This window comes from Streptomyces sp. NPDC028928 (assembly GCF_055564915.1).
Window position 1 is genome coordinate 104,284 of the sequence record NZ_JBVHVI010000014.1, and the last position, 21,959, is coordinate 126,242.

Here is a 21,959-nt window from a genome sequence, read left to right on the forward strand (position 1 = left end):
CGCACCTGCCGGGCGGAAGGGTCTCTGGTCGATGGTATGCGGCCTGGGTGGCACGTTTCGCCCCGGCACCCCTTGTGTTTGCCCCGAGGTCGCGTGGTCGACGCGGGCGGCGGGCTGGGTCACTGTCAGTGGTGGGCCGTAAGGTCTGTGGACATGGACAGCAGCATCGACGAGGCAGCGGCCCTGCCGGGCGACTCCGACCAGCCGCCCCCGGCCGCCCCACCCCGGCCACCGAGCCCCACGATGCCTGCGGCCCCGGAACCGGCCGGGGAGGCGGAGCCGCCTGCGGCCCCGGCGCCGCCCGCACAGACGACACCGGACACCGAACCGGCCGGCGCGGACACCCCGGCCCCCGGTCCGGCGAACGGCACCGGCGACGGCGACGGCGACGACCGAGGCACTCCCGGCCCGGCAGCCGGCAGCGCCGGCCGGAGCAGCGACCGGACAACCGGCGGTGCCGGCGAGTCGCCCGCCGTCGGGCCCGGGCGAGCCGCTCCCGGTGAGCGGAGTGTCAGCGCGCCGACCTCTCTGTCGCCCTCTCGGGCCAGTGACTTCATGCAGTGTCCGTTGTTGTACCGGTTTCGGGTGATCGACCGGCTGCCGGAGAAGCCGAGTGCGGCGGCGACGCGCGGCACGCTGGTGCACGCCGTGCTGGAGCGGCTGTTCGACGCGCCGGCCGGGGAGCGGACCGCGCCGCGGGCCAAGGCGCTGATCCCGGGGCAGTGGGACCGGCTCAGGGAGAGCAGGCCCGAGGTGACGGAGCTGTTCGCGGACGATCCCGAGGGGGAGCGGCTGGCCGGGTGGCTGGCGGAGGCGGAGCGGCTCGTGGAGCGCTGGTTCACGCTGGAGGATCCGACGCGGCTGGAGCCGGCCGAGCGTGAGCTGTTCGTGGAGGCGGAGCTGGAGTCGGGGCTGCGGCTGCGCGGGATCATCGACCGGGTGGACGTGGCGCCGACCGGCGAGGTGCGGATCGTCGACTACAAGACGGGCAAGGCGCCCCGCCCGGAGTACGCCGAGGGCGCGTTGTTCCAGATGAAGTTCTACGCCCTGGTGGTGTGGCGGCTGAAGCGGGTGATTCCGCGCCGGCTGCAGCTGGTGTACCTGGGCAGCGGGGACGTGCTGACGTACGACCCGGTGCCGGCGGACCTGGAGCGGGTGGAGCGCAAGCTGCACGCGCTGTGGGAGGCGATCAGGCAGGCCACGGAGACGGGGAACTGGCGGCCCCGGCCGACGAAGTTGTGCGGCTGGTGCGATCACCAGGCGCACTGCCCGGAGTTCGGCGGCACTCCCCCGCCGTACCCGCTGCCGGTGAGGGTGGCGGAGTCCGGGACCGGGTGAACCGGGATTCCGGGGCAGGGCAGAATGGGGCCGGACTAGCGAAGGAGTGTCACGTGGCCATCCGCGTCCTACTGGTCGACGACCAGCCGCTGCTGCGTACGGGTTTCCGGATGATCCTGGAGGCCGAGCAGGACATCGCGGTCGTCGGTGAGGCCGGTGACGGCCTGCAGGCCCTCGACCAGGTGCGAGCGTTGCAGCCGGATGTCGTGCTGATGGACATCCGGATGCCGCGGATGGACGGTGTGGAGGCCACCCGGCAGATCACCGGGCCCGGCCGGGACGGTCCGGCCAAGGTGCTGGTGCTGACGACGTTCGACCTGGACGAGTACGTGGTGGAGGCGCTGCGTGCCGGGGCCAGTGGCTTCCTGTTGAAGGACGCTCCGGCCAATGAGCTGGTGCAGGCGATCCGGGTGGTGGCGGCGGGCGAGGCGATGCTGGCGCCGAGCATCACGCGGCGGCTGCTGGACAAGTACGCCACGCATCTGCCCTCGGGTGAGGAGCCGGTGCCGGACACCCTGAACACCCTCACCGACCGTGAGGTGGAGGTGCTGAAGCTGGTGGCGCGCGGGCTGTCCAACGCGGAGATCGCGGCGGATCTGTTCGTCAGCGAGACGACGGTGAAGACGCATGTGGGGCATGTGCTCACCAAGCTGGGGCTGAGGGACCGGGTGCAGGCCGCGGTGTACGCGTACGAGAGTGGTCTGGTGCGTCCCGGCGCGCAGTAGGCGGTACGACGCGCGGTACGGCGTGGACGGCGAAGGGCGCCCCTCCCCCGTGGGAAGGGCGCCCTCTTGTGTGCCCGGGTGTGTCCGGTGTCAGCCCTTGCTGATCTCCCAGAACCGGAACACGGTGGAGGCGTCCAGGCAGTACTCCAGGCCGTAGACGCCGTCGCGGACGACGGCGTACTGCTTGGCCTGCCAGACGGGCAGGACGGGCAGTTCGTCGGCGACGATGTCCTGGAGCCTGCCGAAGTCCTTGTCGGTCGCCGTGCGGTCGCTCTGTGCGGCGGTGCCGGGGATGAGGGACTTGGTGATGGTGTTGTTGCTGTAGTTGTTGTTCAGGACGTTGCCCTTGCCGAAGAAGGGGGCGGTGAAGTTGTCGGCGTCCGGGTAGTCCGGCACCCAGCCCTTCACGTAGACGCCGTACTTGCCGGCGGCGATGTCCTTCTCGTACTGGTCGTAGGCGACGGACTGGACGTCGGCCTCGAACAGGCCGCTGGCGTTGAGCTGGCCGGCGATGGCCTTCAGTTCCTGGTCGGTGGCGGGGCCGTAGCGGGACGGCGTGGACCACAGGGTGAGCTTGACCTTGCCGGTGATGCCGTCGGCGCGGAGTGCGGCGGCGGCCTTGTCCCGGGAGGGCCGGGCGCCGTAGGTGTCGAAGAACGCGGTGTTGTGGCCCGCGACGCCCGCCGGGATGATCGAGTACAGCGGGGTGGCGGTGCCCTGGTAGACGTCCTTCATGAGGGCGTCGCGGTCGATGAGGTAGGCCATGGCCTTGCGGACGCCGAGCTTGCCGGCCACCGGGTCCTTCATGTTGAAGACGAGGTGCTGGACTTCGGCGCTGCTGCCGTCGATGACGTCGACGCCCTTGTCGTCGGCCTGCTGGTCGAGGTCGGCGATGTCGGAGGCGGACAGGCCTCGGTAGGCGATGTCGATGCCGCCGTCGAGGAGGGCCTTGCGCAGGGCGGTCCGGTCGCCGTGGAAGAACTTGAGGGTGACGCCGGAGTTCTTGGGCTCGGCCTCGCCCTGGTAGTTGTCGTTGACCGAGAAGACGGCCTGGTCCTTGTCGAAGGAGTCCAGCTTGTAGGGGCCGGAGCCGACGGCCTGGTGGTCGGTGCGCAGGCCGTTCGCGTCGTACTGGCGGTGGTCCACGATGGAGCCGGCGCCGGAGGCGAGCTTGCTGGGGAAGGTGGCGTCGGGCACCTTCAGGTGGAAGATCGCGGTCTTGGCGTCCGGTGTCTCGACCCTGTCGAGCATCGGGAACATGATCGCGGGGCCGGCGGGGTCGTTGATCTTCAGCATGCGGTCGAAGGAGAACTTCACGTCCGCCGAGGTGAGGTCGTCACCGTTGCTGAACTTCAGGCCGTCCTTCAGTTCGCACTTGTAGACCATGGCCCGGGTGTCGGTGAAGAGGCACTGCCTGGCGAGGTCGGGCTTGGGTTCGGTCGCACCCTTGGGGAAGCTGAGCAGCGATTGGAAGACGTTGTTGAACAACAGCCAGGAGCCGGGGTCGTAGCCGGATGCGGGGTCCGTGGCGAGGACGTCGTCGGACATCCCCATCACCACGGAGGAGCCGGTGCCCCCGGAGTCACCGGTCTCGGAGCCGCAGCCGGTCAGCAGGCCGGAGGCCAGTCCCGCCACGATGGGCAGGACTGGCCACTGGTTGCGCATGTTCACTTGAATGTGTGCCTTGTCGTCGGTTCGTCAGCCCGGGTCCGCCGTCCCTGGCCCCGGGCACCGGGGCCGCTTCGCGGGCGGCCCCGGCTGGGGAGAGCCGTCAGCCGCTCACACCGCGGCCGAGCTCCCACAGCTGAAGCGTCGAGGAGGAGTTGAGGGCGTACGCCACGCCCGTGATGTCGTCCCGTGCGGCGACGTACTGCTTGCCCTGCCACAGCGGCAGGATCGGGACGTCCTCGGCGACGATGTCCTGGATCTCCGTCAGGCTCTTGGCGGCGCCGAGCCGGTCGGCCTCGCGGCGGGACTGCGGGATCAGGGTGCGCTGGATGGTGCCGTTGTTGTACGGCGATCCGAGGAAGTTGTTCTTGTCGAGGAAGGGCGCGAGGAAGTTGTCGGCGTCCGGGAAGTCGGGGAACCAGCCCATGCCGTAGACGTCGTACTCGCCCTTGCGCTCGGCGGGCCGGAAGGTGGCCCAGGGGTGGCCCTCGATGGAGACGTCGAACAGGCCGCTGTCGTTGAGCTGCTTCTGCAGGATCTGGAACTCCTGCTTGGTGGCCGAGCCGTAGTGGTCGGTGGTGTAGTGCAGGGTCAGCTTCACCGGGGTGGTGATGCCGGCCTTGCCGAGCAGGCTCTTGGCCTTGTCGACGCTGGGGTTGCCGTACTTGTTGAAGAACGAGTTGGAGTGGCCGGTGACGGTGGCCGGGACCATCGAGTACAGCGGCTCGGCCTGGGTGCCGTAGACCTTGGAGACCAGTTCGCCGCGGTTGATGACCTGGGCCATGGCCTGGCGTACGGCCTTGGACTTGACGCTGGGGGCGTCGGTGTTGAAGGCGAGGTAGCGGATCTCCAGGCCCGGCATGTCGACCAGGTCGGCGTTCTCGTCGCTGCCGGCGTCCAGCTTCTGGATCTGCGCGGGCGACATGGTGCGGGTCATGACGTCGATGTCGCCCTTGTCGATCGCGGCGCTCATGGCGTCGGCGTCGGTGAAGGAGCGCAGCTCGACCTTGTCGTTGTTCACCTTCATGCTGCCCTTGTAGGAGGGGTTCTTGGTGAAGGTGGCGCTGACGATCGCGTCGTTCTTGACCTCGGCCTTGAAGGTGTAGGGGCCGGAGCCGTCGACCTCGAAGCCGTCGCGGAGCTTGTCCTTCTGGTAGTCCTTGGGGTTGACGATGCCCGCGACCGGGGTGGACAGCTTGTACGGGAAGGTGGCGTCGGCGGTCTTCAGGTGGAAGACGACCTCGCGGTCGCCCTGCGTCTCGATGGTGTCGATGGTGTTCAGCAGGGCGGAGACACCGCTGTCCGAGTTGATGCGCAGCGCACGCTCGATGGAGTACTTGACGTCCTGGGCGGTCACCGGGTCGCCGCCGGCGAACTCCAGGCCCTCGCGCAGCTTGCAGGCGTAGCGCTCGCTGCCGCTGTCGGTGAAGGAGCAGCTCTCGGCGGCCTCGGGGACGGGGTCGCCCTCGCCCTTGGGCTGGGCCATCAGCGTCTGCACGGACTGGCGCAGGATGTTCCAGGTGCCGACGTCGTAGGCGTAGGCCGGGTCGAGGGGCGCGGGGGCGTCCTTGGTGGCCGTGAACTGGTCCGTTGTACCGACGACGATGGCGTCACCGCTCTTGCTCCCGCTGTCGGATCCGCCGCACGCGGCGAGAACCGGGGTGAGCAGGCCGGCCACCGCCGGCAGCACCAAAGTCTTGCGGTTCATGCGGGAGTTTCTCCAGAGCTGTTCGGGTCCGTGTATCCGGCACGCAGGGGTGGGTGCGGCGGATCACAGGGGTTCTCGGCGATGTTCTCGCGATGAGATTAGTCCGCGCCCGCGGCCCGCCTCACAGCCGCGTGAGCTGACCCTCCATCACGCAGGGGAACCGGCTGTGGACACACCGAAAACCCGACAGCGGCATGATTAGTGCAGCATCCCACCAATCGGGACACAACGTGCCGCCGTTTCCGCCCGGCCGGGGGCGTTCAGCACACTCGGCCAACGTTGTCGAGCCGCTCCGGCGTGGGGAACGTCACACCGCCAACTGTGCGGCCGGTCAGCAGAATTCGGCCGGGCGGTCCCCCGCGAATTCCACTCGGGGGTACTTCCCCGGAAATACGTCCGGGGCGGTCATTGGACTTCGCACTCTGGGTGAACGGCTAGCGCAGTTCCGTCATCAGGCCCCGGAGAAATGCCAGGTCGACCTCTTCCAGAGAGGTGACGACGGTACGTCCGGCGGCGGGGCCGATGGGGGCGACGGAGGGTACGGCGACGACCCGGCAGCCGGCGGCCTCGGCGGCGGCGACGCCGGTCGCGGTGTCCTCGACGACGGCGCATCTGGCCGGATCCGCACCGAGGCCCGCGGCGGCGAGCAGGTACGGGTCGGGGAAGGGCTTGGTGCGGGAGACCTCGTCGCCGGCGATGGAGAGGGCGAAGTGGTGCGGGCCCAGCACGGACAGCACCCGGTCGATGATGCGCCGGTGGGAGGCGGAGACCAGGGCGGTCGGGATCTCGGACTCGTACAGCTCGGCGAGGAGCCGGGAGGCGCCCGGCATCAGCGGCAGGGCCCGGCCGATCCGGTCCTCGAAGCCCTCGTTGAGGAGGACGGTGAGTTCGGCGAGGGTGATGTCGGCGCCGGTCGCCTCGATGAGGAAACCGGCGCTGCGGGTCATGGGGCCGCCGACCACGACGTGCCGCCAGGTGTCGTCCAGGGTGTGCCCGAGGGAGGCGAAGACCTCCACCTCGACGTCCCACCAGAACCCCTCGGTGTCCACGAGGGTGCCGTCCATGTCGAGGAGCACCGCCTGCAGGGCGGAGCCTTCGGCCGTTCTGGTTCCGAGCGCGGGGACCGTGCTGGTCATCCGGGCGCACCTCCTTGAGGGACGACCAGGCCGGTTCCCCGGCGGGGAACCGGCCTGCAGTGGACCGACCAGTGTACGACTTATCCGATCAGGGTGCTGGGTGGGACACGCCTCACCGTGCGTTGAAGTACTTGGCCTCGGGGTGGTGGATCACGATGGCGTCCGTGGACTGCTCGGGGTGCAGCTGGAACTCCTCGGACAGGTGGACGCCGATCCGCTCGGGCTTGAGCAGCTCGGCGATCTTGGCGCGGTCCTCCAGGTCGGGGCAGGCGCCGTAGCCGAGGGAGAAGCGGGCGCCGCGGTACTTCAGGTCGAACATGTCCTGGATGTCGGCGGGGTCCTCGCCGGCGAAGCCGAGTTCGGCGCGCACGCGCGCGTGCCAGTACTCGGCCAGGGCCTCGGCCAACTGGACGGACAGGCCGTGCAGTTCGAGGTAGTCCCGGTAGGCGTTGGCCTCGAAGAGCTTGGCGGTCTCCTCGCCGATGCGGGAGCCGACGGTGACGACCTGGAGGCCGACGACGTCGGTCTCGCCGGATTCCTCCGGGCGGAAGAAGTCGGCCAGGCACAGGCGCCGGCCGCGGCGCTGGCGCGGGAAGGTGAAGCGGGTGCGCTCGTTGCCCTGCTCGTCCAGGATGATCAGGTCATCGTCCTTGGAGACGCAGGGGAAGTAGCCGTAGACGACGGCCGCTTCGAGGAGGTTGTCGGTCTGGAGCCGGTCGAGCAGGCCGCGCAGCCGGGGCCGGCCCTCGGTCTCGACCAGTTCCTCGTAGGTCGGTCCCTCGCCGGTGCGGGCCTGCTTCAGTCCCCACTGGCCCTTGAACAGGGCGCCCTCGTCGAGCCAGCTCGCGTACTCCTTGAGCTGGATGCCCTTGATGACGCGGGTGTCCCAGAACGGCGGGGTGGGCACGGGGTTGTCGGTGGCGACGTCGGAGCGGACATGGCCTTCCTCGGGCCGCTCCTCGACCTGGACGGCGGCGGTCGTACGGACCCGGCGCTGCCGCAGCTCGGGCAGCTTCGCCCCGGGCACGCCCCGCTTGACGCCGATCAGGGCGTCCATGAGGTGCAGGCCCTCGAAGGCGTCGCGGGCGTAGCGGACCTCGCCCTGGTAGATCTCGTGCAGGTCCTGCTCGACGTAGGCGCGGGTGAGGGCGGCGCCGCCGAGGATGACCGGGAAGCGGGCGGCGAGGCCGCGCTGGTTCAGCTCCTCCAGATTCTCCTTCATGATCACCGTGGACTTCACCAGCAGTCCGGACATGCCGATCACGTCGGCCCGGTGCTCCTCGGCGGCCTCCAGGATGGCGGAGACCGGCTGCTTGATGCCCAGGTTGACGACGTTGTAGCCGTTGTTGGACAGGATGATGTCGACGAGGTTCTTGCCGATGTCGTGGACGTCGCCGCGCACGGTCGCCAGCACGATCGTGCCCTTGCCCTCGGCGTCCGACTTCTCCATGTGCGGTTCGAGGTAGGCGACGGCGGCCTTCATGACCTCGGCGGACTGCAGCACGAACGGCAGCTGCATCTGGCCGGAGCCGAACAGCTCGCCGACGACCTTCATGCCGTCGAGCAGGGTCTCGTTGACGATGTCCAGGGCCGGCCGCTCGGCCAGCGCGAGGTCCAGGTCGGCTTCCAGGCCGTTGCGCTCGCCGTCGATGATCCGGCGCTTGAGCCGCTCCTCCAGGGGCAGCGCGGCCAGTTCCTCGGCCTTGCCGGCCTTGAGGGACTTGGCGGTGGCGCCCTCGAAGAGCTGCATGAGCTTCTGGAGGGGGTCGTAGCCGTCGCTGCGGCGGTCGTAGATCAGGTCGAGGGCGGTCTGGACCTCTTCCTCGCTGAACCGGGCGATCGGCAGGATCTTGGAGGCGTGGACGATCGCGGAGTCCAGGCCCGCCTTGACGCACTCGTCCAGGAAGACGGAGTTCAGCAGGATGCGGGCGGCCGGGTTGAGGCCGAAGGAGATGTTCGACAGGCCCAGCGTGGTCTGCACCGCCGGGTGCCGCTTCTTCAGCTCGCGGATGGCCTCGATGGTGGCGATGCCGTCCTTGCGGGACTCCTCCTGACCGGTGCAGATGGTGAAGGTCAGGGTGTCGATGAGGATGTCCTCCTCGCGGATGCCCCAGTTCCCGGTCAGGTCGGCGATCAGCCGTTCGGCGATCTCGACCTTCTTCTCCGGGGTGCGGGCCTGGCCCTCCTCGTCGATGGTCAGCGCGATCAGCGCGGCGCCGTGCTCGCGGGCCAGCTGGGTGACCTTCGCGAACCGGGAGTCGGGGCCGTCGCCGTCCTCGTAGTTCACGGAGTTGATCACCGCGCGGCCGCCGAGCTTCTCCAGGCCGGCCTGGATGACGTCGACCTCGGTGGAGTCCAGCACGATCGGCAGGGTGGAGGCCGTGGCGAAGCGGCCGGCCAGTTCCTCCATGTCCGCGACGCCGTCCCGGCCGACGTAGTCCACGCACAGGTCGAGCATGTGCGCGCCCTCGCGGATCTGCTCGCGGGCCATCTCCACGCAGTCGTCCCAGCGGCCGTCCAGCATGGCCTCGCGGAACTTCTTGGAGCCGTTGGCGTTGGTGCGCTCGCCGATGGCCAGGTAGGAGGTGTCCTGCCGGAACGGGACCGACTGGTAGAGGGAGGCGGCGCCCGGCTCGGGGCGCGGGGAGCGCTCGGCGGGGGTGAGGCCGTGGACGCGCTCCACGACCTGGCGCAGGTGCTCGGGGGTGGTGCCGCAGCAGCCGCCGATGAGGGAGAGGCCGTAGTCCCGTACGAAGTTCTCCTGGGCGTCGGCCAGGCCCTCGGGGCCGAGGGGGAAGTGCGCGCCGTCCTTGGTGAGGACGGGCAGGCCGGCGTTGGGCATGCACAGCAGCGGGATGCGGGAGTGCCGGGTGAGGTAGCGCAGGTGCTCGCTCATCTCGGCGGGGCCGGTGGAGCAGTTCAGGCCGATCATGTCGACGCCGAGCGGCTCCAGCGCGGTGAGCGCGGCGCCGATCTCGGAGCCGAGCAGCATCGTGCCGGTGGTCTCGAAGGCCATCGACACCAGCAGCGGGACCTCGGTGCCCAGGCGTTCCATGGCGCGCCGGGCGCCGAGGATGGATGCCTTGGTCTGCAGCAGGTCCTGGGTGGTCTCCACGATCAGGGCGTCGGCGCCACCGGTGAGCAGGCCCTCGGCGTTGGCCTGGAAGCCGTCGCGGAGGGTGGTGAACCCGATGTGGCCGAGGGTGGGCAGCTTGGTGCCGGGGCCGATGGAGCCGAGGACCCAGCGGGTACGGCCGTCACGCGCGGAGAAGGCGTCGGCCGTCTCGCGGGCGATGCGGGCGCCGGCCTCGGACAGCTCGTGGACGCGGTCGGCGATGTCGTACTCCGCCATGGCCGCGTGGTTGGCCCCGAAGGTGTTGGTCTCGACGCAGTCGACGCCCACGGAGAAGTACGCCTCGTGGACGGAGCGGACGATGTCGGGGCGGGTGAGGTTGAGGATCTCGTTGCACCCTTCGAGGTTCTCGAAGTCCTCGAGGGTGGGCTCCTGGGCCTGGAGCATCGTGCCCATCGCTCCGTCGGCGACCACCACACGGGTGGCGAGCGCTTCTCGGAGCGCGGACACACGGGTCCGGCTGTCGGCGGAAGGGGACGTCGGCGACGAGGCCATGTAGGGGCTCCCTGTGGTGCGACGGCTGTCGGCTATGCGGCTTCCCCGGCAGGCCGGCGCTGCCGCACGGCGCCAGAGTAACCGGGAGTCGGCTTGGATGGGCACAGGCGTCCACGAGGCGGACGCGGGTGACCCTGATGCCACGCTCGGGTCACCTGTGATGTAACAGGTGCCGTCCGACCATTAGCGGGAGGTCGGCATGGACCGGTAGTGTTCGACATTGCCGAACGGTGGTTTTCCGCACCGGGGCAGGTCGAAGGGGACGGAGGCAGAACGGCGATGGCACGGAACATCCAGTCGCTCGAACGGGCGGCGGCGATGCTGCGGCTGCTCGCGGGTGGCGAGCGGCGGCTCGGCCTCTCGGACATCGCCTCTTCACTGGGCCTCGCCAAGGGCACCGCCCACGGCATCCTGCGCACCCTCCAGCAGGAGGGCTTCGTGGAGCAGGACGACGCCTCCGGCCGCTACCAGCTGGGCGCGGAGCTGCTGCGGCTCGGCACCACCTATCTCGACGTGCACGAACTGCGCGCGCGGGCCCTGGTGTGGGCCGACGACCTGGCCCGGTCCAGCGGGGAGAGCGTGTACCTGGGCGTCCTGCACCAGCAGGGCGTGCTGATCGTGCACCACGTCTTCCGGCCCGACGACAGCCGGCAGGTGCTGGAGATCGGGGCCATGCAGCCGCTGCACTCGACGGCCCTGGGCAAGGTGCTCTCGGCGTACGACCCGGTGGCACACAGCGAGGCGCTGGACTCCGAGCGGAAGGCCTTCACGGAGCGCACGGTGTGCGACTCCGGCGACTTCGAGCACCTGCTCGACATCACGCGCGCGCGTGGGTACGCGGCGGACGTGGAGGAGACCTGGGAGGGCGTGGCGTCGATCGCGGCGCCCATCCACGACCGGCGGCGGATGCCCGTGGGCGCGGTGGGGATCACCGGGGCGGTGGAGCGGCTGTGCCGTGACGGCGAGCTGCGCCCGGAGCTGATCGCGGCGGTGCGGGACTGCGCCCGCGCGGTCTCCAGGGACCTGGGCGCCGGCCGGTTCTGACCGTCGGCCGCACCACGAGACGACCGCACCACGAAACGACCGGACCGGAACACGGAACGACCGGGACGCCAGGCGGCGTTCCGGTCCTCGCCCTACCCTGAAAGCGACAAAAAGGGCTAGATCGTACGTCCGTGCACGAAGGTCGATAACCCGCAGCGATCAATAACGATCCTGTTTTCGATAACAGAACTCTTGACGCACGCGTAACGCCGAACAAGACTCCCGTCCATCGGTCGGCATTGTCGAACACCTACCGGCAATACGCGCTAGAGTGTGACAACGCCAAGGGCCGGCATCGCTCTCACCCCCGAGGGCGCCAGAACCCCCGGCGGGACCCGGGGTTCGGTTACCCCTGGACGAAGGACAAAGGAGTCGCGGGTGTCCAGCTCCGACATCTTCATCGGCGAGACCATCGGTACCGCCATACTCATCCTGCTCGGCGGCGGCGTCTGTGCCGCCGTCACGCTGAAGGCCTCCAAGGCCCGTAACGCCGGCTGGCTCGCCATCGCCTTCGGGTGGGGCTTCGCCGTGATGACGGCCGTGTACATCTCCGGACCGCTGTCCGGTGCCCACCTCAACCCGGCCGTCACCGTCGCCCTGGCCATCAAGGACAGCGACTGGAGCAACGTTCCGACCTATTTCGCCGGGCAGCTGCTCGGCGCGATGATCGGCGCGGCCCTGGTCTGGGTCACCTACTACGGCCAGTTCCAGGCGCACCTGACCGACCACGAGATCGTGGGCGGCCCCGGCGCGCAGGCCACCTCGGCCAAGGCGGTGGAGGCCCAGGAGAAGGGGGCCGGTCCGGTCCTCGGCGTCTTCTCCACCGGTCCGGAGATCCGGAACGTGGCGCAGAACCTCGCCACGGAGATCATCGGCACCGTCGTGCTGATCCTCGCGGTCCTCACCCAGGGCCTGAACGACAAGGGCAACGGCCTCGGCATCCTCGGCGGTCTGATCACCGCGTTCGTGGTGGTGTCGATCGGTCTCTCGCTCGGCGGCCCGACGGGCTACGCGATCAACCCGGCCCGTGACCTGGGCCCGCGCATCGTGCACGCCCTGCTGCCGCTGCCCAACAAGGGTGGTTCCGACTGGAGCTACGCCTGGATCCCGGTGGTCGGTCCGCTGGTCGGCGCCGCCATCGCGGCAGGCATCTACAACGTCGCCTTCGCCTAGAAAGCTCGCGGACAGCACCGAGTCTTCGAGCACGCGCCGTACGTACAGCCCCATCACCACGGATCTTTCAGGAGCACACAGTGACCGACGCCCACACCGCAGGCCCCTTCATCGCGGCGATCGACCAGGGCACGACCTCCTCGCGCTGCATCGTCTTCGACCGGGACGGCCGTATCGTCTCCGTCGACCAGAAGGAGCACGAGCAGATCTTCCCGAAGCCGGGCTGGGTCGAGCACAACGCCAACGAGATCTGGACCAACGTCCAGGAAGTCGTCGCCGGAGCCATCGAGAAGGCCGGCATCACCCGTGACGACATCAAGGCCATCGGCATCACCAACCAGCGCGAGACCACCGTGCTGTGGGACAAGAACACCGGTGAGCCCGTCCACAACGCCATCGTCTGGCAGGACACCCGCACCGACGCGCTCTGCAGGGAGCTGGGCCGCAACGTCGGCCAGGACCGCTTCCGCCGGGAGACCGGTCTGCCGCTCGCGTCCTACTTCGCCGGGCCCAAGGCCCGCTGGCTGCTCGACAACGTCGAGGGCCTGAAGGAGCGCGCCGAGGCCGGCGACATCCTCTTCGGCACCATGGACACCTGGGTCATCTGGAACCTGACCGGCGGTGTCAACGGCGGCAAGCACGTCACCGACGTCACCAACGCCTCCCGCACCCTCCTCATGAACCTGCACACGATGCAGTGGGACGAGAAGATCGCCGAATCCATCGGCGTGCCGCTGCAGATCCTGCCCGAGATCCGGTCCTCCGCCGAGGTCTACGGCGAGGTCACCGGCGGCAAGCTGGGCGACCTGCTCGGCGGCATCCCGGTCGCCTCCGCGCTCGGCGACCAGCAGGCGGCCCTGTTCGGCCAGACCTGCTTCTCCGAGGGCGAGACCAAGTCGACCTACGGCACCGGCACCTTCATGGTGATGAACACCGGCTCCAAGATCATCAACTCCTACGCCGGTCTGCTCACCACCGTCGGCTACAAGATCGGCGACCAGCCGACCGTGTACGCCCTGGAGGGCTCCATCGCCGTCACCGGCTCGCTGGTGCAGTGGATGCGCGACCAGATGGGCCTGATCTCCACCGCCGCCGAGATCGAGACGCTCGCGCTCTCGGTCGAGGACAACGGCGGAGCCTACTTCGTGCCGGCCTTCTCCGGTCTGTTCGCCCCGCACTGGCGCTCCGACGCCCGCGGTGTGATCGCCGGTCTGACCCGGTACGTCACCAAGGCGCACCTCGCGCGCGCCGTCCTTGAGGCCACCGCCTGGCAGACGCGGGAGATCGCCGACGCCATGGTCAAGGACTCCGGCGACGAGCTGGTGACCCTCAAGGTCGACGGCGGCATGACCGCCAACAACCTGCTGATGCAGACCCTCGCCGACGTCCTGGACGCACCCGTGGTGCGCCCGATGGTCGCCGAGACCACCTGCCTCGGCGCCGCCTACGCCGCCGGTCTCGCCGTCGGCTTCTGGTCCAGCACCGACGACCTGCGCGCCAACTGGCGCCGGGCCGCCGAGTGGACCCCCCGCATGGACGCGGAGACCCGCGACCGTGAGTACAAGAACTGGCTCAAGGCCGTCGACCGGACCATGGGCTGGATCGAGGACGAGAGCTGAGCGGCTCCCCCGGCTCGGCCATCTCTGACGAGGAGTAAGTACCCGACATGAGCAGTCAGTCCACCCTGCAGTCCGTACCTGCCCTGGGGACGCACCCGGCCTCCGGCTCCAACCCGAGCCGCGCCGAGACCAGGGAGCAGCTCTCCAAGGCGTCGTACGACCTTCTGGTGATCGGCGGCGGCATCCTGGGCATCTCCACCGCCTGGCACGCCGCGCAGTCCGGGCTCAGGGTGGCGCTGGTCGACGCCGGCGACTTCGCCGGCGCCACCTCCTCCGCCTCCTCCAAGCTGCTCCACGGCGGTCTGCGCTACCTGCAGACCGGCGCGGTGAAGCTGGTGGCGGAGAACCACTTCGAGCGCCGTGCGGTCTCCCGCCAGGTGGCCCCCCACCTGGCGAACCCGCTCACCTTCTACCTCCCCGTGTACAAGGGCGGGCCGCACGGCGCGGCGAAGCTCGGCGCGGGCGTCTTCGCCTACTCCGCGCTCTCCGCGTTCGGCGACGGCGTCGGCCACCTGCTCTCGCCGGCCAAGGCGGCGCAGGACGTGCCCGAGCTGCGCACCGAGAACCTCAAGGCCGTGGCCGTGTACGGCGACGACCAGATGAACGACGCGCGCATGGCGCTGATGACGGTCCGTGCGGCCGTCGAGGCGGGCGCGGTCGTCCTCAACCACGCCGAGGTGACGGGCCTGCGCTTCACCAAGGGCCGGGTCACCGGCGCCGACCTCAAGGACCGGCTGTCCGGCGAGGAGTTCGGCGTCAACGCCCGCCTGGTGCTGAACGCGACCGGCCCCTGGGTCGACCACCTGCGCCGGATGGAGGACCCGAACGCGGCGCCGTCCATCCGCCTCTCCAAGGGCGCGCACCTGGTGCTGAAGCGGACCTCGCCGTGGAAGGCCGCGCTGGCGACGCCCATCGACAAGTACCGCATCACCTTCGCCCTCCCGTGGGAGGACATGCTGCTGCTCGGCACCACCGACGAGGAGTACGAGGGCGACCCGGCGGACGTGTCCGTCAACGACAAGGACATAGCCCAGATCCTGGACGAGGCCGCGTTCTCCGTCCGGGACCAGCAGCTCGAGCGCGACCTCATCACCTACGCGTTCGCCGGTCTGCGGGTGCTGCCGGGCGGCCCCGGCGACACCGCGAAGGCCAAGCGCGAGACCGTGGTGACCGAGGGCAGGGGCGGCATGCTGTCCGTCGCGGGCGGCAAGTGGACGACGTTCCGCCACATCGGCCGGACGATCATGCAGAAGCTGGAGGCGCTGCCGGGCCACCCGCTCGGCGACGACTTCGAGCCGATCTCCTCGCTGCCGAAGAAGCTGCCGCTGCCGGGTGTCGCCAACCCGCGCGCGGTCGCCCACCGGCTGCTGGTCGACGGTCCGGCCCCGGGCCCGCGCATGGCCGCCGACACCGCCAAGCACCTGGCCACCCACTACGGCTCCCTGGCCTTCGACATCGCCCGCCTGGCGAACGACAACCCGGAGCTGGCCGAGCGTGTCCACCCCGACGCCCCGGAGATCTGGGCGCAGGTCGTGTGGGCCCGTGACCACGAGTGGGCCGAGACGCCGGACGACGTGCTGCGCCGCCGCACCACCCTGACGATCCGCGGCCTGGCCACGGACGAGGTCAAGGCCAAGGTCCAGGACCTGCTGGACAAGAAGTAGACCCGAGCGGCGGCCGGTCCTCCCCCGACCTGAGCCCGACCGCCGCCGGCACTCCGGACCCCGCCGCACCGGGTCCGGAACACCGAGAGGGGCGGCTCCGCGCCGACGGAGCCGCCCCTTTCGCCTGCCCGGGTCCCTTTCGCCGCGATGCCCTCTTCGCCGCGATGCCCTCTTCCCTCCCCCGCCCGTCCAGTGCTTGTGTCGGTGTCCGGAGTTCCCTCCCTTTTCCTGGAGTTGACGCCATGACCCTGCTGACGAGCTGGCCCGAGTCCGGACCCGGGACGGTGGTCCGGCGTACCGCCGACCCCGTCGAGATCGCCGCGGTGCTGGCACCCCTCGGCGTGCGGTACGAGCAGTGGCCGGTCCGTGAGGACGTGCCGGACGACGCCGGCAGCGAGACGGTGTTCGCCGCGTACGGCCCGGAGATCGACCGGATCAACGCCGAGGAGGGCTTCACCACCGTCGACGTCCTGGGCCTGCACCCGGGCGACGGCCCCGAGTACCCGGTGAGGGCGAAGGCCGCGCGGGAGAAGTTCCTGCAGGAGCACACGCACGACGACGATGACGAGGTCCGCTTCTTCGTCTCCGGCTCCGGCGTCTTCTACCTGCACGTCAACGGCGAGGTGCACGCGGTCTACTGCGAGAAGGGTGACCTGCTGGGCGTGCCGCGCGGCACCGCGCACTGGTTCGACATGGGCACCCGGCCGTCGTTCACCGCGATCCGCTTCTTCCACGAGGAGGACGGCTGGGTCGCCGCCTTCACCGGTTCCGCCATCGCCTCCCGCTTCCCGGACCACGACACCATCGCCGCCGGGTACGCACGGGACAGGGACGCCGCGTGAGGCTGCGGATCGAGGCGGACGCCGTGGTGCTCGACATCGAGGGCACCACGAGCGCCACGGGATTCGTGGTGGACGTGCTGTACCCGTACTCCCGTGCCCGCTTCGCCGCGCTGCTCACCGAGCGGGCCGGCGAACCGGCGGTGGCCCGCGCGATGGCGCAGGTGCGGGAGCTGACGGGCGAGCCGGACGCGGACGCCGTGCGCATCGAGAAGACGCTGAACGCCTGGCTGGACGAGGACCGCAAGGCCACCCCGCTGAAGACCCTGCAGGGCATCGTCTGGTCCGAGGGGTTCGCCCGCGGCGACCTCGTCTCCCACTTCTACGACGACGTCGTCCCCGCCCTGCGCACCTGGCACGCGGCGGGCGTACGGCTGTACGTGTACTCGTCCGGGTCGGTGGCGGCACAGCGGGCGTGGTTCTCCTCCACCCCCGAGGGAGACCTGCTGCCCCTGGTCTCGGCGCTGTACGACACCGAGAACGCGGGACCGAAGCAGGAGCCGGCGTCGTACCGCCGGATCGCCTCGGCGGCCGGCGTGGCGGCCGACCGGCTGCTGTTCCTCTCCGACCGGCCCGGCGAGCTGGACGCGGCCCGGGAGGCGGGCTGGCGGACCGTCGGGATCCGGCGGCCCGGGGAGCCGTACTACGAGCAGGGGGTCGGCGGCCACGCCCAGGCGGGCACGTTCGACGAGATCACCGTCGCGAGGAGGATCGCATGACCGCCGACATCAGCGCGCTCGACCTGGAGGAGGCGGGGGCGGTGCTCGCCGCCGAGTCCGCCCGGTTCGCCTCGTTCGGCTGGATGCGGGGCACCTCCGGCAACCTGTCGGTGGTGCTGTCCCGCGATCCGCTGCGGCTGGCGGTGACCGCGAGCGGCCGCGACAAGGGCGAACTGACGGCCTCCGACGTGGTGTTGGTGGACGGTCGGGGCGCGGCCGTGCGGGGCGGCAGGCCGTCGGCGGAGGCCGAGCTGCACGCGCGCGTGGCCGCGCTGACGGGTGCGGGCGCGGTGGTGCACGTGCACACCGTGGCGTCGGTGGCCATGGGACGCCGGGCGCCCGGCGGGATCGTGTTCCGGGACCTGGAGATCCTCAAGGGGGTCGGCCAGCCCGCCCACGACGTCGACGTGCTGCTGCCGGTCATCGCCAACAGCCAGGACATGACGGAGCTGGGCGACCGGCTGGAGGCCGCGCGCAACCCGCGGATGCCGGCGGTGGTCGTCGCCGGGCACGGCTTGTACGTGTGGGGTGCGGATCCGCGGCGGGCCCGGCACCACACGGAGGTGGTGGAGTGGCTGCTGGAGCTGGAGCTGACGGGGCCCTAGGGCCGCCTCCTTGTCGTTGATCCGGGTCCTCGACGTACGGCAGGGCGACGGCACTTACGTCACCACGGTGCCGGAGTCGTCGGTGGGGCAACTGGTCGCGGCCGGCCCGGAGTTCCACGGGGGCAATCGTGCGGAGCGCCGGGAACTCGGTGCTGTGCCCGTCGGGCCGCCGTGAGTCCGGCCGGGGACGCCGGGTCTCGCCGCTGACCGGGGGTGTTCGGGGCCCGGGAACGGGGCAGTGATCCGTTCACTCCCCCGTGCAAGGGGGCTGCGGGCGCCCCCGCCGGACGCCGTAAGGTTGGTGAGTCAAGCGAGGGCACGTCGGAAGGAGGCACTGGGTGATCGAGCTGGAGGGGGTTCCCGAGCTGATCGACCCAGTCATGGTGGCCGCGTTCGAGGGCTGGAACGATGCCGGCGACGCCGCCTCCACGGCGGTCGCGCATCTGGAACGCGAGTGGAAGGGCGAGGTGTTCGCGGCGCTGGACGCCGAGGACTACTACGACTTCCAGGTGAACCGCCCCACGGTGTTCATGGACGGCGGTGTGCGCAAGATCACGTGGCCGACGACAAGGTTGTCCGTGGTCCGCGTCGGCGGTGAGAAGCCGCGCGATCTGGTGCTGGTCCGCGGAATCGAGCCGTCCATGCGCTGGCGTTCGTTCTGCAACGAGCTGCTCGGCTTCGCGCACGAGCTGGGCGTGGAGCTGGTGGTCATCCTGGGCGCCCTGCTCGGAGACACCCCGCACACGCGTCCGGTGCCGGTCAGCGGGGTCACGTCCGACCCGGACCTGGCCCGCCGGATGGACCTGGAGGAGACCAAGTACGAGGGCCCGACGGGCATCGTCGGCGTCCTGCAGGAGGCGTGCACGCACGCGGGCGTCCCGGCGGTGTCGCTGTGGGCGGCCGTACCGCACTACGTCTCCCAGCCGCCCAACCCGAAGGCCACGCTGGCGCTGCTCAACCGGCTGGAGGACCTGCTGGACCTGCGCATCCCGCAGGGTGAGCTGCCCGAGGACGCGCGGGCCTGGCAGGTGGGCGTGGACCAGCTGGCCGCGGAGGACAGCGAGGTCGCCGAGTACGTCCAGACGCTGGAGGAGGCCCGGGACACCGCAGAGCTGCCGGAGGCGTCGGGTGAGGCGATCGCGCGGGAGTTCGAGCGGTACCTGCGGCGGCGGGACGTGGGCCCTCCGGGCGGGAAGCCGCGTCCTTCCTCCGGCGGTTCCAAGGACGACGAGGAAGGCTCCGAGGACTGAGGGTACGGCGAAGGGGCGCTTCCCGGACGGGAAGCGCCCCTTCGCCGTGTGCCGGACGCGCTGGGTGCGACGTCAGAGGGCCACGCCCAGCAGCGCGTCCACGGCGCGCGTGACCACGCCCGGTGCGCCCGTGTCCGTGCCGCCCTGCTCCTCCTGCCGGGCCGCCCAGCGGTCCACCGCCGCGAGGGCGGCGGGGGCGTCGAGGTCGTTCGACAGGGCCTCGCGGATCTCCTCCACGAGGGCGTCGGCCGACGGTCCGTCGGGGCGGGAGACGGCCGCGCGCCAGCGGGCGAGGCGGGCTTCGGCGTCCTGGAGGACCTGGTCGGTCCACTCCCAGTCGGCGCGGTAGTGGTGGGCCAGCAGGGCGAGGCGGATGGCGGCGGGGTCGACGCCGTCGCGGCGCAGCGCGGAGACGAAGACGAGGTTGCCCTTGGACTTGGACATCTTCTCGCCGTGCAGGGCGACCATGCCGGCGTGCACGTACGCCTTGGCCATGGGGAACTCGCCGGTGAGCACCTGGGCGTGCGAGGCGCCCATCTCGTGGTGCGGGAAGGCGAGGTCGGAGCCGCCGCCCTGGACGTCGAAGCCCATGCCGAAGTGGTCGAGGGCGATGGCCACGCACTCGATGTGCCAGCCGGGCCGGCCCTGGCCGAGGGTGCCGCCGTCCCAGCTGGGCTCGCCGGGCCGGGCCGCCATCCACAGCATCGGGTCGAGCGGGTTCTTCTTGCCCGGGCGGTCCGGGTCGCCGCCGCGCTCGGCGGACAGCAGCCGCATCGCGGCGGCGTCCAGGCGGGAGACCTTGCCGAAGTTCGGGTCGGCCTCGACGGAGAAGTAGATGTCGCCCTCCAGCTCGTAGGCCGCGCCGAGTTCACGCAGCCGCTCCACGAGCGGGACGATGCCGGGTATCGCCTCGACGGCGCCTATGTAGTGCTTCGGGGGGAGCATCCGCAGGGCGGTCATGTCCTCGCGGAAGAGGGCCGTCTCCTTCTCGGCGAGGGCGACCCAGTCGACGCCGTCCCGGTCCGCCCGCTGTAGCAGGGGATCGTCGACGTCGGTGACGTTCTGGACGTAGTGGACCTGCCGCTTGGTGTCGAGCCACACGCGCTGAACGAGGTCGAACGCGTTGTAGGTCGCCGCGTGACCCAGGTGGGTCGCGTCGTACGGCGTGATGCCGCAGACGTAGATGCGGGCGACGGGGCCGGGGTCGAGGGTGACCAGACCGCCGGTCGCGGTGTCGTGGATCCTCAGGTCGCGGCCCTGACCAGGCAGGGCGGGGACCTCGGAAGCGGGCCAGGCATGCATGTACATGAGCCTAACCGGCGCCGAGCTGCGGATACGAACGGGATCGGGCCGGATGGCCGGTTTCGCGTTCTTGTACCTCGGCGCCGGATGTGCTTACACGGGCGGCCAGGGGATGGCGGGCCACTCCCCGCTCGGCTCCGGATGCAGGCCCGAGGTGAGCAGCGCGTCGACACGCGCGCGCGTAGCGTCGATCTCGGCCGCCGTGATCAGTGCGGCCAGACGCCTGCCCAGCTCCCCCTCCAGGCCGTCCCGCAGCCCCTTGAGGACGTTGACGGCGTCCGCGGTCAGCGGCTCCCCGGCCCAGCCCCACAGCAGCGTGCGCAGCTTGTTGTCGACGTTGAAGGTGACGCCGTGGTCGATGCCGTAGAGCCGGCCGTCGGCGGTGGGCAGCAGATGGCCGCCCTTGCGGTCGGCGTTGTTGATCACCGCGTCCAGGACGGCGAGCCGGCGCAGCCGCTCGTCGTCGGCGTGCACCAGCAGCGCGGTGCGGCCCTCGCCGACCTCGGCGAACCCGATCGCCTTCCAGCCGGGCTCCGGTTCCTCGCCGTCGACCAGGGCGAGCAGCTCCGCCTCGGCGTGGACGTCGATCCACAGCTGGCACATGCCCTCGCCGTACGGCCCGTCGCGCAGCACGGTGGGCGGCACGAGCCCCCAGCCGGTGGCCTCGGAGACCTCGTAGGCGGCCACCTCACGGCCGGCGAGGGTGCCGTCGGGGAAGTCCCACAGGGGGCGCTCGCCGGCCACCGGCTTGTAGACGCAGGAGGCTTCCCGGCCGTCCAGGGCGACCGTGCAGAACAGGGCCGCGTTGGACGCCTCGCGAATCCGGCCGCGCACGGTCAGCTCACCCCGCGCGAGCAGCTCGGCGGGGTGCGGGCCGGCGCCCGCGGGGGCGGCCGTCAGGCTCCGCGGCGGTATCCGTTCTGGCGCGGACATACGTGTCCTTCCGGATCGAGCGGGAGGCTGCACAGCGGGCACGGTGGCCGCCCGGCGTTGACGACGTCCAGGGCGCGCTTGGCGAAGGCCCGGGCCTGCGCGCCGGTCAGCCGGACCCGCAGCATCGGGGGTCCGTTCTCCTCGTCCTGGAGCAGCCGCTCCTCGGCCTCCGCGAGGTCCTCCTCGGTGTCGGCGTCCAGCTCCACCAGGGCCTGGGCCTCGACGATCATGCGCTGTTCCTCGCCGTCCCAGGCCAGGGCCATGGTGCCGACGCGGAACTCCTCCTCGATGGGGGTTTGAAGCGGCGCGGTGTCGGCGATCTCCGAGGGGGCCACGGCGGGCACCGCGGCGCTGCCGCCACTACGGCGTACGACCTCGTCCAGCAGTTCGTCCATGCGCTCGGCGAGCGCGGCGACCTGGGTCTTCTCCAGGACCACACTGGTCACCCGGGGGCCTGCGGTGGCCTGGAGGAAGAACGTACGGCGCCCGGGCAGTCCGACCGTGCCGGCCACGAAGCGGTCCGGCTGGTCGTAGAGGAACACCTGACGGGACACGTCCTGTCTCCATTGATTTCGTGGTTTCGAGCGGTTCAGCGGTGCGGGCCGTGC

Annotated in this window: 18 protein-coding genes; 11 read left to right on the forward strand and 7 right to left on the reverse strand. The window is 70.6% G+C overall.

What is annotated here, in order from left to right:
• Positions 1-153 precede the first annotated feature (153 nt).
• Together ACZ4U1_RS30695 and ACZ4U1_RS30700 are read left to right on the forward strand one after the other, a co-directional pair.
• Positions 154-1,338 carry a RecB family exonuclease gene (locus ACZ4U1_RS30695; RefSeq protein ID WP_467907416.1) on the forward strand — a complete coding sequence of 395 codons (1,185 nt, stop codon included), beginning with the start codon at positions 154-156 and terminating at the stop codon, positions 1,336-1,338.
• Between the two features lie 53 nt (positions 1,339-1,391).
• The gene (locus ACZ4U1_RS30700; protein WP_449202223.1) at positions 1,392-2,063 is read left to right on the forward strand and encodes a response regulator; all 672 of its coding nucleotides are present in this window, start codon (positions 1,392-1,394) and stop codon (positions 2,061-2,063) included.
• A gap of 90 nt (positions 2,064-2,153) precedes the next feature.
• On the opposite strand, the gene ACZ4U1_RS30705 is transcribed toward ACZ4U1_RS30700, so the two are convergent.
• The 4 genes from ACZ4U1_RS30705 to metH all read right to left on the reverse strand — a co-directional run bounded on the left by ACZ4U1_RS30705 (position 2,154) and on the right by metH (position 10,203).
• The gene (locus ACZ4U1_RS30705; RefSeq protein WP_467907417.1) at positions 2,154-3,734 is read right to left on the reverse strand and encodes an ABC transporter substrate-binding protein; all 1,581 of its coding nucleotides are present in this window, start codon (positions 3,732-3,734) and stop codon (positions 2,154-2,156) included.
• 100 nt (positions 3,735-3,834) lie between these two features.
• Complete coding sequence (locus ACZ4U1_RS30710; protein ID WP_467907418.1) at positions 3,835-5,439, reverse strand: ABC transporter substrate-binding protein; 1,605 nt, start codon at positions 5,437-5,439, stop codon at positions 3,835-3,837.
• A gap of 434 nt (positions 5,440-5,873) precedes the next feature.
• The gene (locus tag ACZ4U1_RS30715; protein WP_467907419.1) at positions 5,874-6,575 is read right to left on the reverse strand and encodes an HAD family hydrolase; all 702 of its coding nucleotides are present in this window, start codon (positions 6,573-6,575) and stop codon (positions 5,874-5,876) included.
• A 112-nt stretch (positions 6,576-6,687) separates the two neighbouring features.
• Positions 6,688-10,203, reverse strand: a complete 3,516-nt coding sequence (gene metH / locus ACZ4U1_RS30720) for a methionine synthase (RefSeq protein WP_467907420.1) — start codon at positions 10,201-10,203, stop codon at positions 6,688-6,690.
• Positions 10,204-10,482: 279 nt separating this feature from the next.
• Here metH and ACZ4U1_RS30725 point away from each other — a divergent pair, with 279 nt between their 5' ends.
• The 9 genes from ACZ4U1_RS30725 (at position 10,483) to ACZ4U1_RS30765 (ending at position 19,116) form a co-directional block, all read left to right on the forward strand.
• A complete protein-coding gene (locus ACZ4U1_RS30725) occupies positions 10,483-11,247 on the forward strand; it encodes an IclR family transcriptional regulator (protein WP_467907421.1) in 765 nt (254 codons plus the stop codon).
• Between the two features lie 378 nt (positions 11,248-11,625).
• On the forward strand, positions 11,626-12,420 hold the full coding sequence (locus ACZ4U1_RS30730) for an MIP/aquaporin family protein (protein WP_467907422.1): 795 nt from the start codon (positions 11,626-11,628) through the stop codon (positions 12,418-12,420).
• A gap of 80 nt (positions 12,421-12,500) precedes the next feature.
• On the forward strand, positions 12,501-14,039 hold the full coding sequence (gene glpK, locus ACZ4U1_RS30735) for a glycerol kinase GlpK (RefSeq protein WP_059248393.1): 1,539 nt from the start codon (positions 12,501-12,503) through the stop codon (positions 14,037-14,039).
• Positions 14,040-14,086: 47 nt separating this feature from the next.
• Positions 14,087-15,703, forward strand: coding sequence for a glycerol-3-phosphate dehydrogenase/oxidase (locus ACZ4U1_RS30740; RefSeq protein ID WP_467907423.1), 1,617 nt, complete (start codon positions 14,087-14,089; stop codon positions 15,701-15,703).
• Positions 15,704-15,945: 242 nt separating this feature from the next.
• Entirely contained in the window at positions 15,946-16,545 is a 600-nt protein-coding gene (locus tag ACZ4U1_RS30745; RefSeq protein ID WP_467907424.1) for a 1,2-dihydroxy-3-keto-5-methylthiopentene dioxygenase, read from the forward strand.
• A complete protein-coding gene (gene mtnC, locus ACZ4U1_RS30750; RefSeq protein ID WP_467907425.1) occupies positions 16,542-17,261 on the forward strand; it encodes an acireductone synthase in 720 nt (239 codons plus the stop codon). The genes ACZ4U1_RS30745 and mtnC overlap by 4 nt, the downstream gene beginning before the upstream one ends.
• Positions 17,258-17,866, forward strand: a complete 609-nt coding sequence (mtnB, locus tag ACZ4U1_RS30755) for a methylthioribulose 1-phosphate dehydratase (protein ID WP_467907426.1) — start codon at positions 17,258-17,260, stop codon at positions 17,864-17,866. The genes mtnC and mtnB overlap by 4 nt, the downstream gene beginning before the upstream one ends.
• A gap of 10 nt (positions 17,867-17,876) precedes the next feature.
• Positions 17,877-18,041: a hypothetical protein gene (locus ACZ4U1_RS30760; RefSeq protein WP_467907427.1), complete on the forward strand. Its 165-nt coding sequence runs from the start codon at positions 17,877-17,879 to the stop codon at positions 18,039-18,041.
• Between the two features lie 163 nt (positions 18,042-18,204).
• The gene (locus ACZ4U1_RS30765) at positions 18,205-19,116 is read left to right on the forward strand and encodes a PAC2 family protein (RefSeq protein WP_467907428.1); all 912 of its coding nucleotides are present in this window, start codon (positions 18,205-18,207) and stop codon (positions 19,114-19,116) included.
• Between the two features lie 72 nt (positions 19,117-19,188).
• On the opposite strand, the gene mshC is transcribed toward ACZ4U1_RS30765, so the two are convergent.
• The 3 genes from mshC to ACZ4U1_RS30780 form a co-directional block, all read right to left on the reverse strand.
• Positions 19,189-20,418: a cysteine--1-D-myo-inosityl 2-amino-2-deoxy-alpha-D-glucopyranoside ligase gene (mshC, locus tag ACZ4U1_RS30770; RefSeq protein ID WP_467907429.1), complete on the reverse strand. Its 1,230-nt coding sequence runs from the start codon at positions 20,416-20,418 to the stop codon at positions 19,189-19,191.
• Between the two features lie 93 nt (positions 20,419-20,511).
• Positions 20,512-21,351, reverse strand: a complete 840-nt coding sequence (locus ACZ4U1_RS30775; protein WP_467907430.1) for an SCO1664 family protein — start codon at positions 21,349-21,351, stop codon at positions 20,512-20,514.
• Positions 21,315-21,905, reverse strand: a complete 591-nt coding sequence (locus tag ACZ4U1_RS30780; RefSeq protein WP_467907431.1) for a DUF3090 domain-containing protein — start codon at positions 21,903-21,905, stop codon at positions 21,315-21,317. The genes ACZ4U1_RS30775 and ACZ4U1_RS30780 overlap by 37 nt, the downstream gene beginning before the upstream one ends.
• Between the last annotated feature and the right edge of the window lie 54 nt (positions 21,906-21,959).

Coding starts and splice junctions, on each gene's coding strand:
- ACZ4U1_RS30695 (WP_467907416.1), top strand. CDS start 154: ATGGACAGCAGCATCGACGAGGCAGCGGCCCTGCCGGGCGACTCCGAC.
- ACZ4U1_RS30775 (WP_467907430.1), bottom strand. CDS start 21,351: ATGTCCGCGCCAGAACGGATACCGCCGCGGAGCCTGACGGCCGCCCCC.
- ACZ4U1_RS30710 (WP_467907418.1), bottom strand. CDS start 5,439: ATGAACCGCAAGACTTTGGTGCTGCCGGCGGTGGCCGGCCTGCTCACC.
- mshC (WP_467907429.1), bottom strand. CDS start 20,418: ATGCATGCCTGGCCCGCTTCCGAGGTCCCCGCCCTGCCTGGTCAGGGC.
- ACZ4U1_RS30715 (WP_467907419.1), bottom strand. CDS start 6,575: ATGACCAGCACGGTCCCCGCGCTCGGAACCAGAACGGCCGAAGGCTCC.
- ACZ4U1_RS30725 (WP_467907421.1), top strand. CDS start 10,483: ATGGCACGGAACATCCAGTCGCTCGAACGGGCGGCGGCGATGCTGCGG.
- ACZ4U1_RS30740 (WP_467907423.1), top strand. CDS start 14,087: ATGAGCAGTCAGTCCACCCTGCAGTCCGTACCTGCCCTGGGGACGCAC.
- mtnB (WP_467907426.1), top strand. CDS start 17,258: ATGACCGCCGACATCAGCGCGCTCGACCTGGAGGAGGCGGGGGCGGTG.
- metH (WP_467907420.1), bottom strand. CDS start 10,203: ATGGCCTCGTCGCCGACGTCCCCTTCCGCCGACAGCCGGACCCGTGTG.
- ACZ4U1_RS30745 (WP_467907424.1), top strand. CDS start 15,946: ATGACCCTGCTGACGAGCTGGCCCGAGTCCGGACCCGGGACGGTGGTC.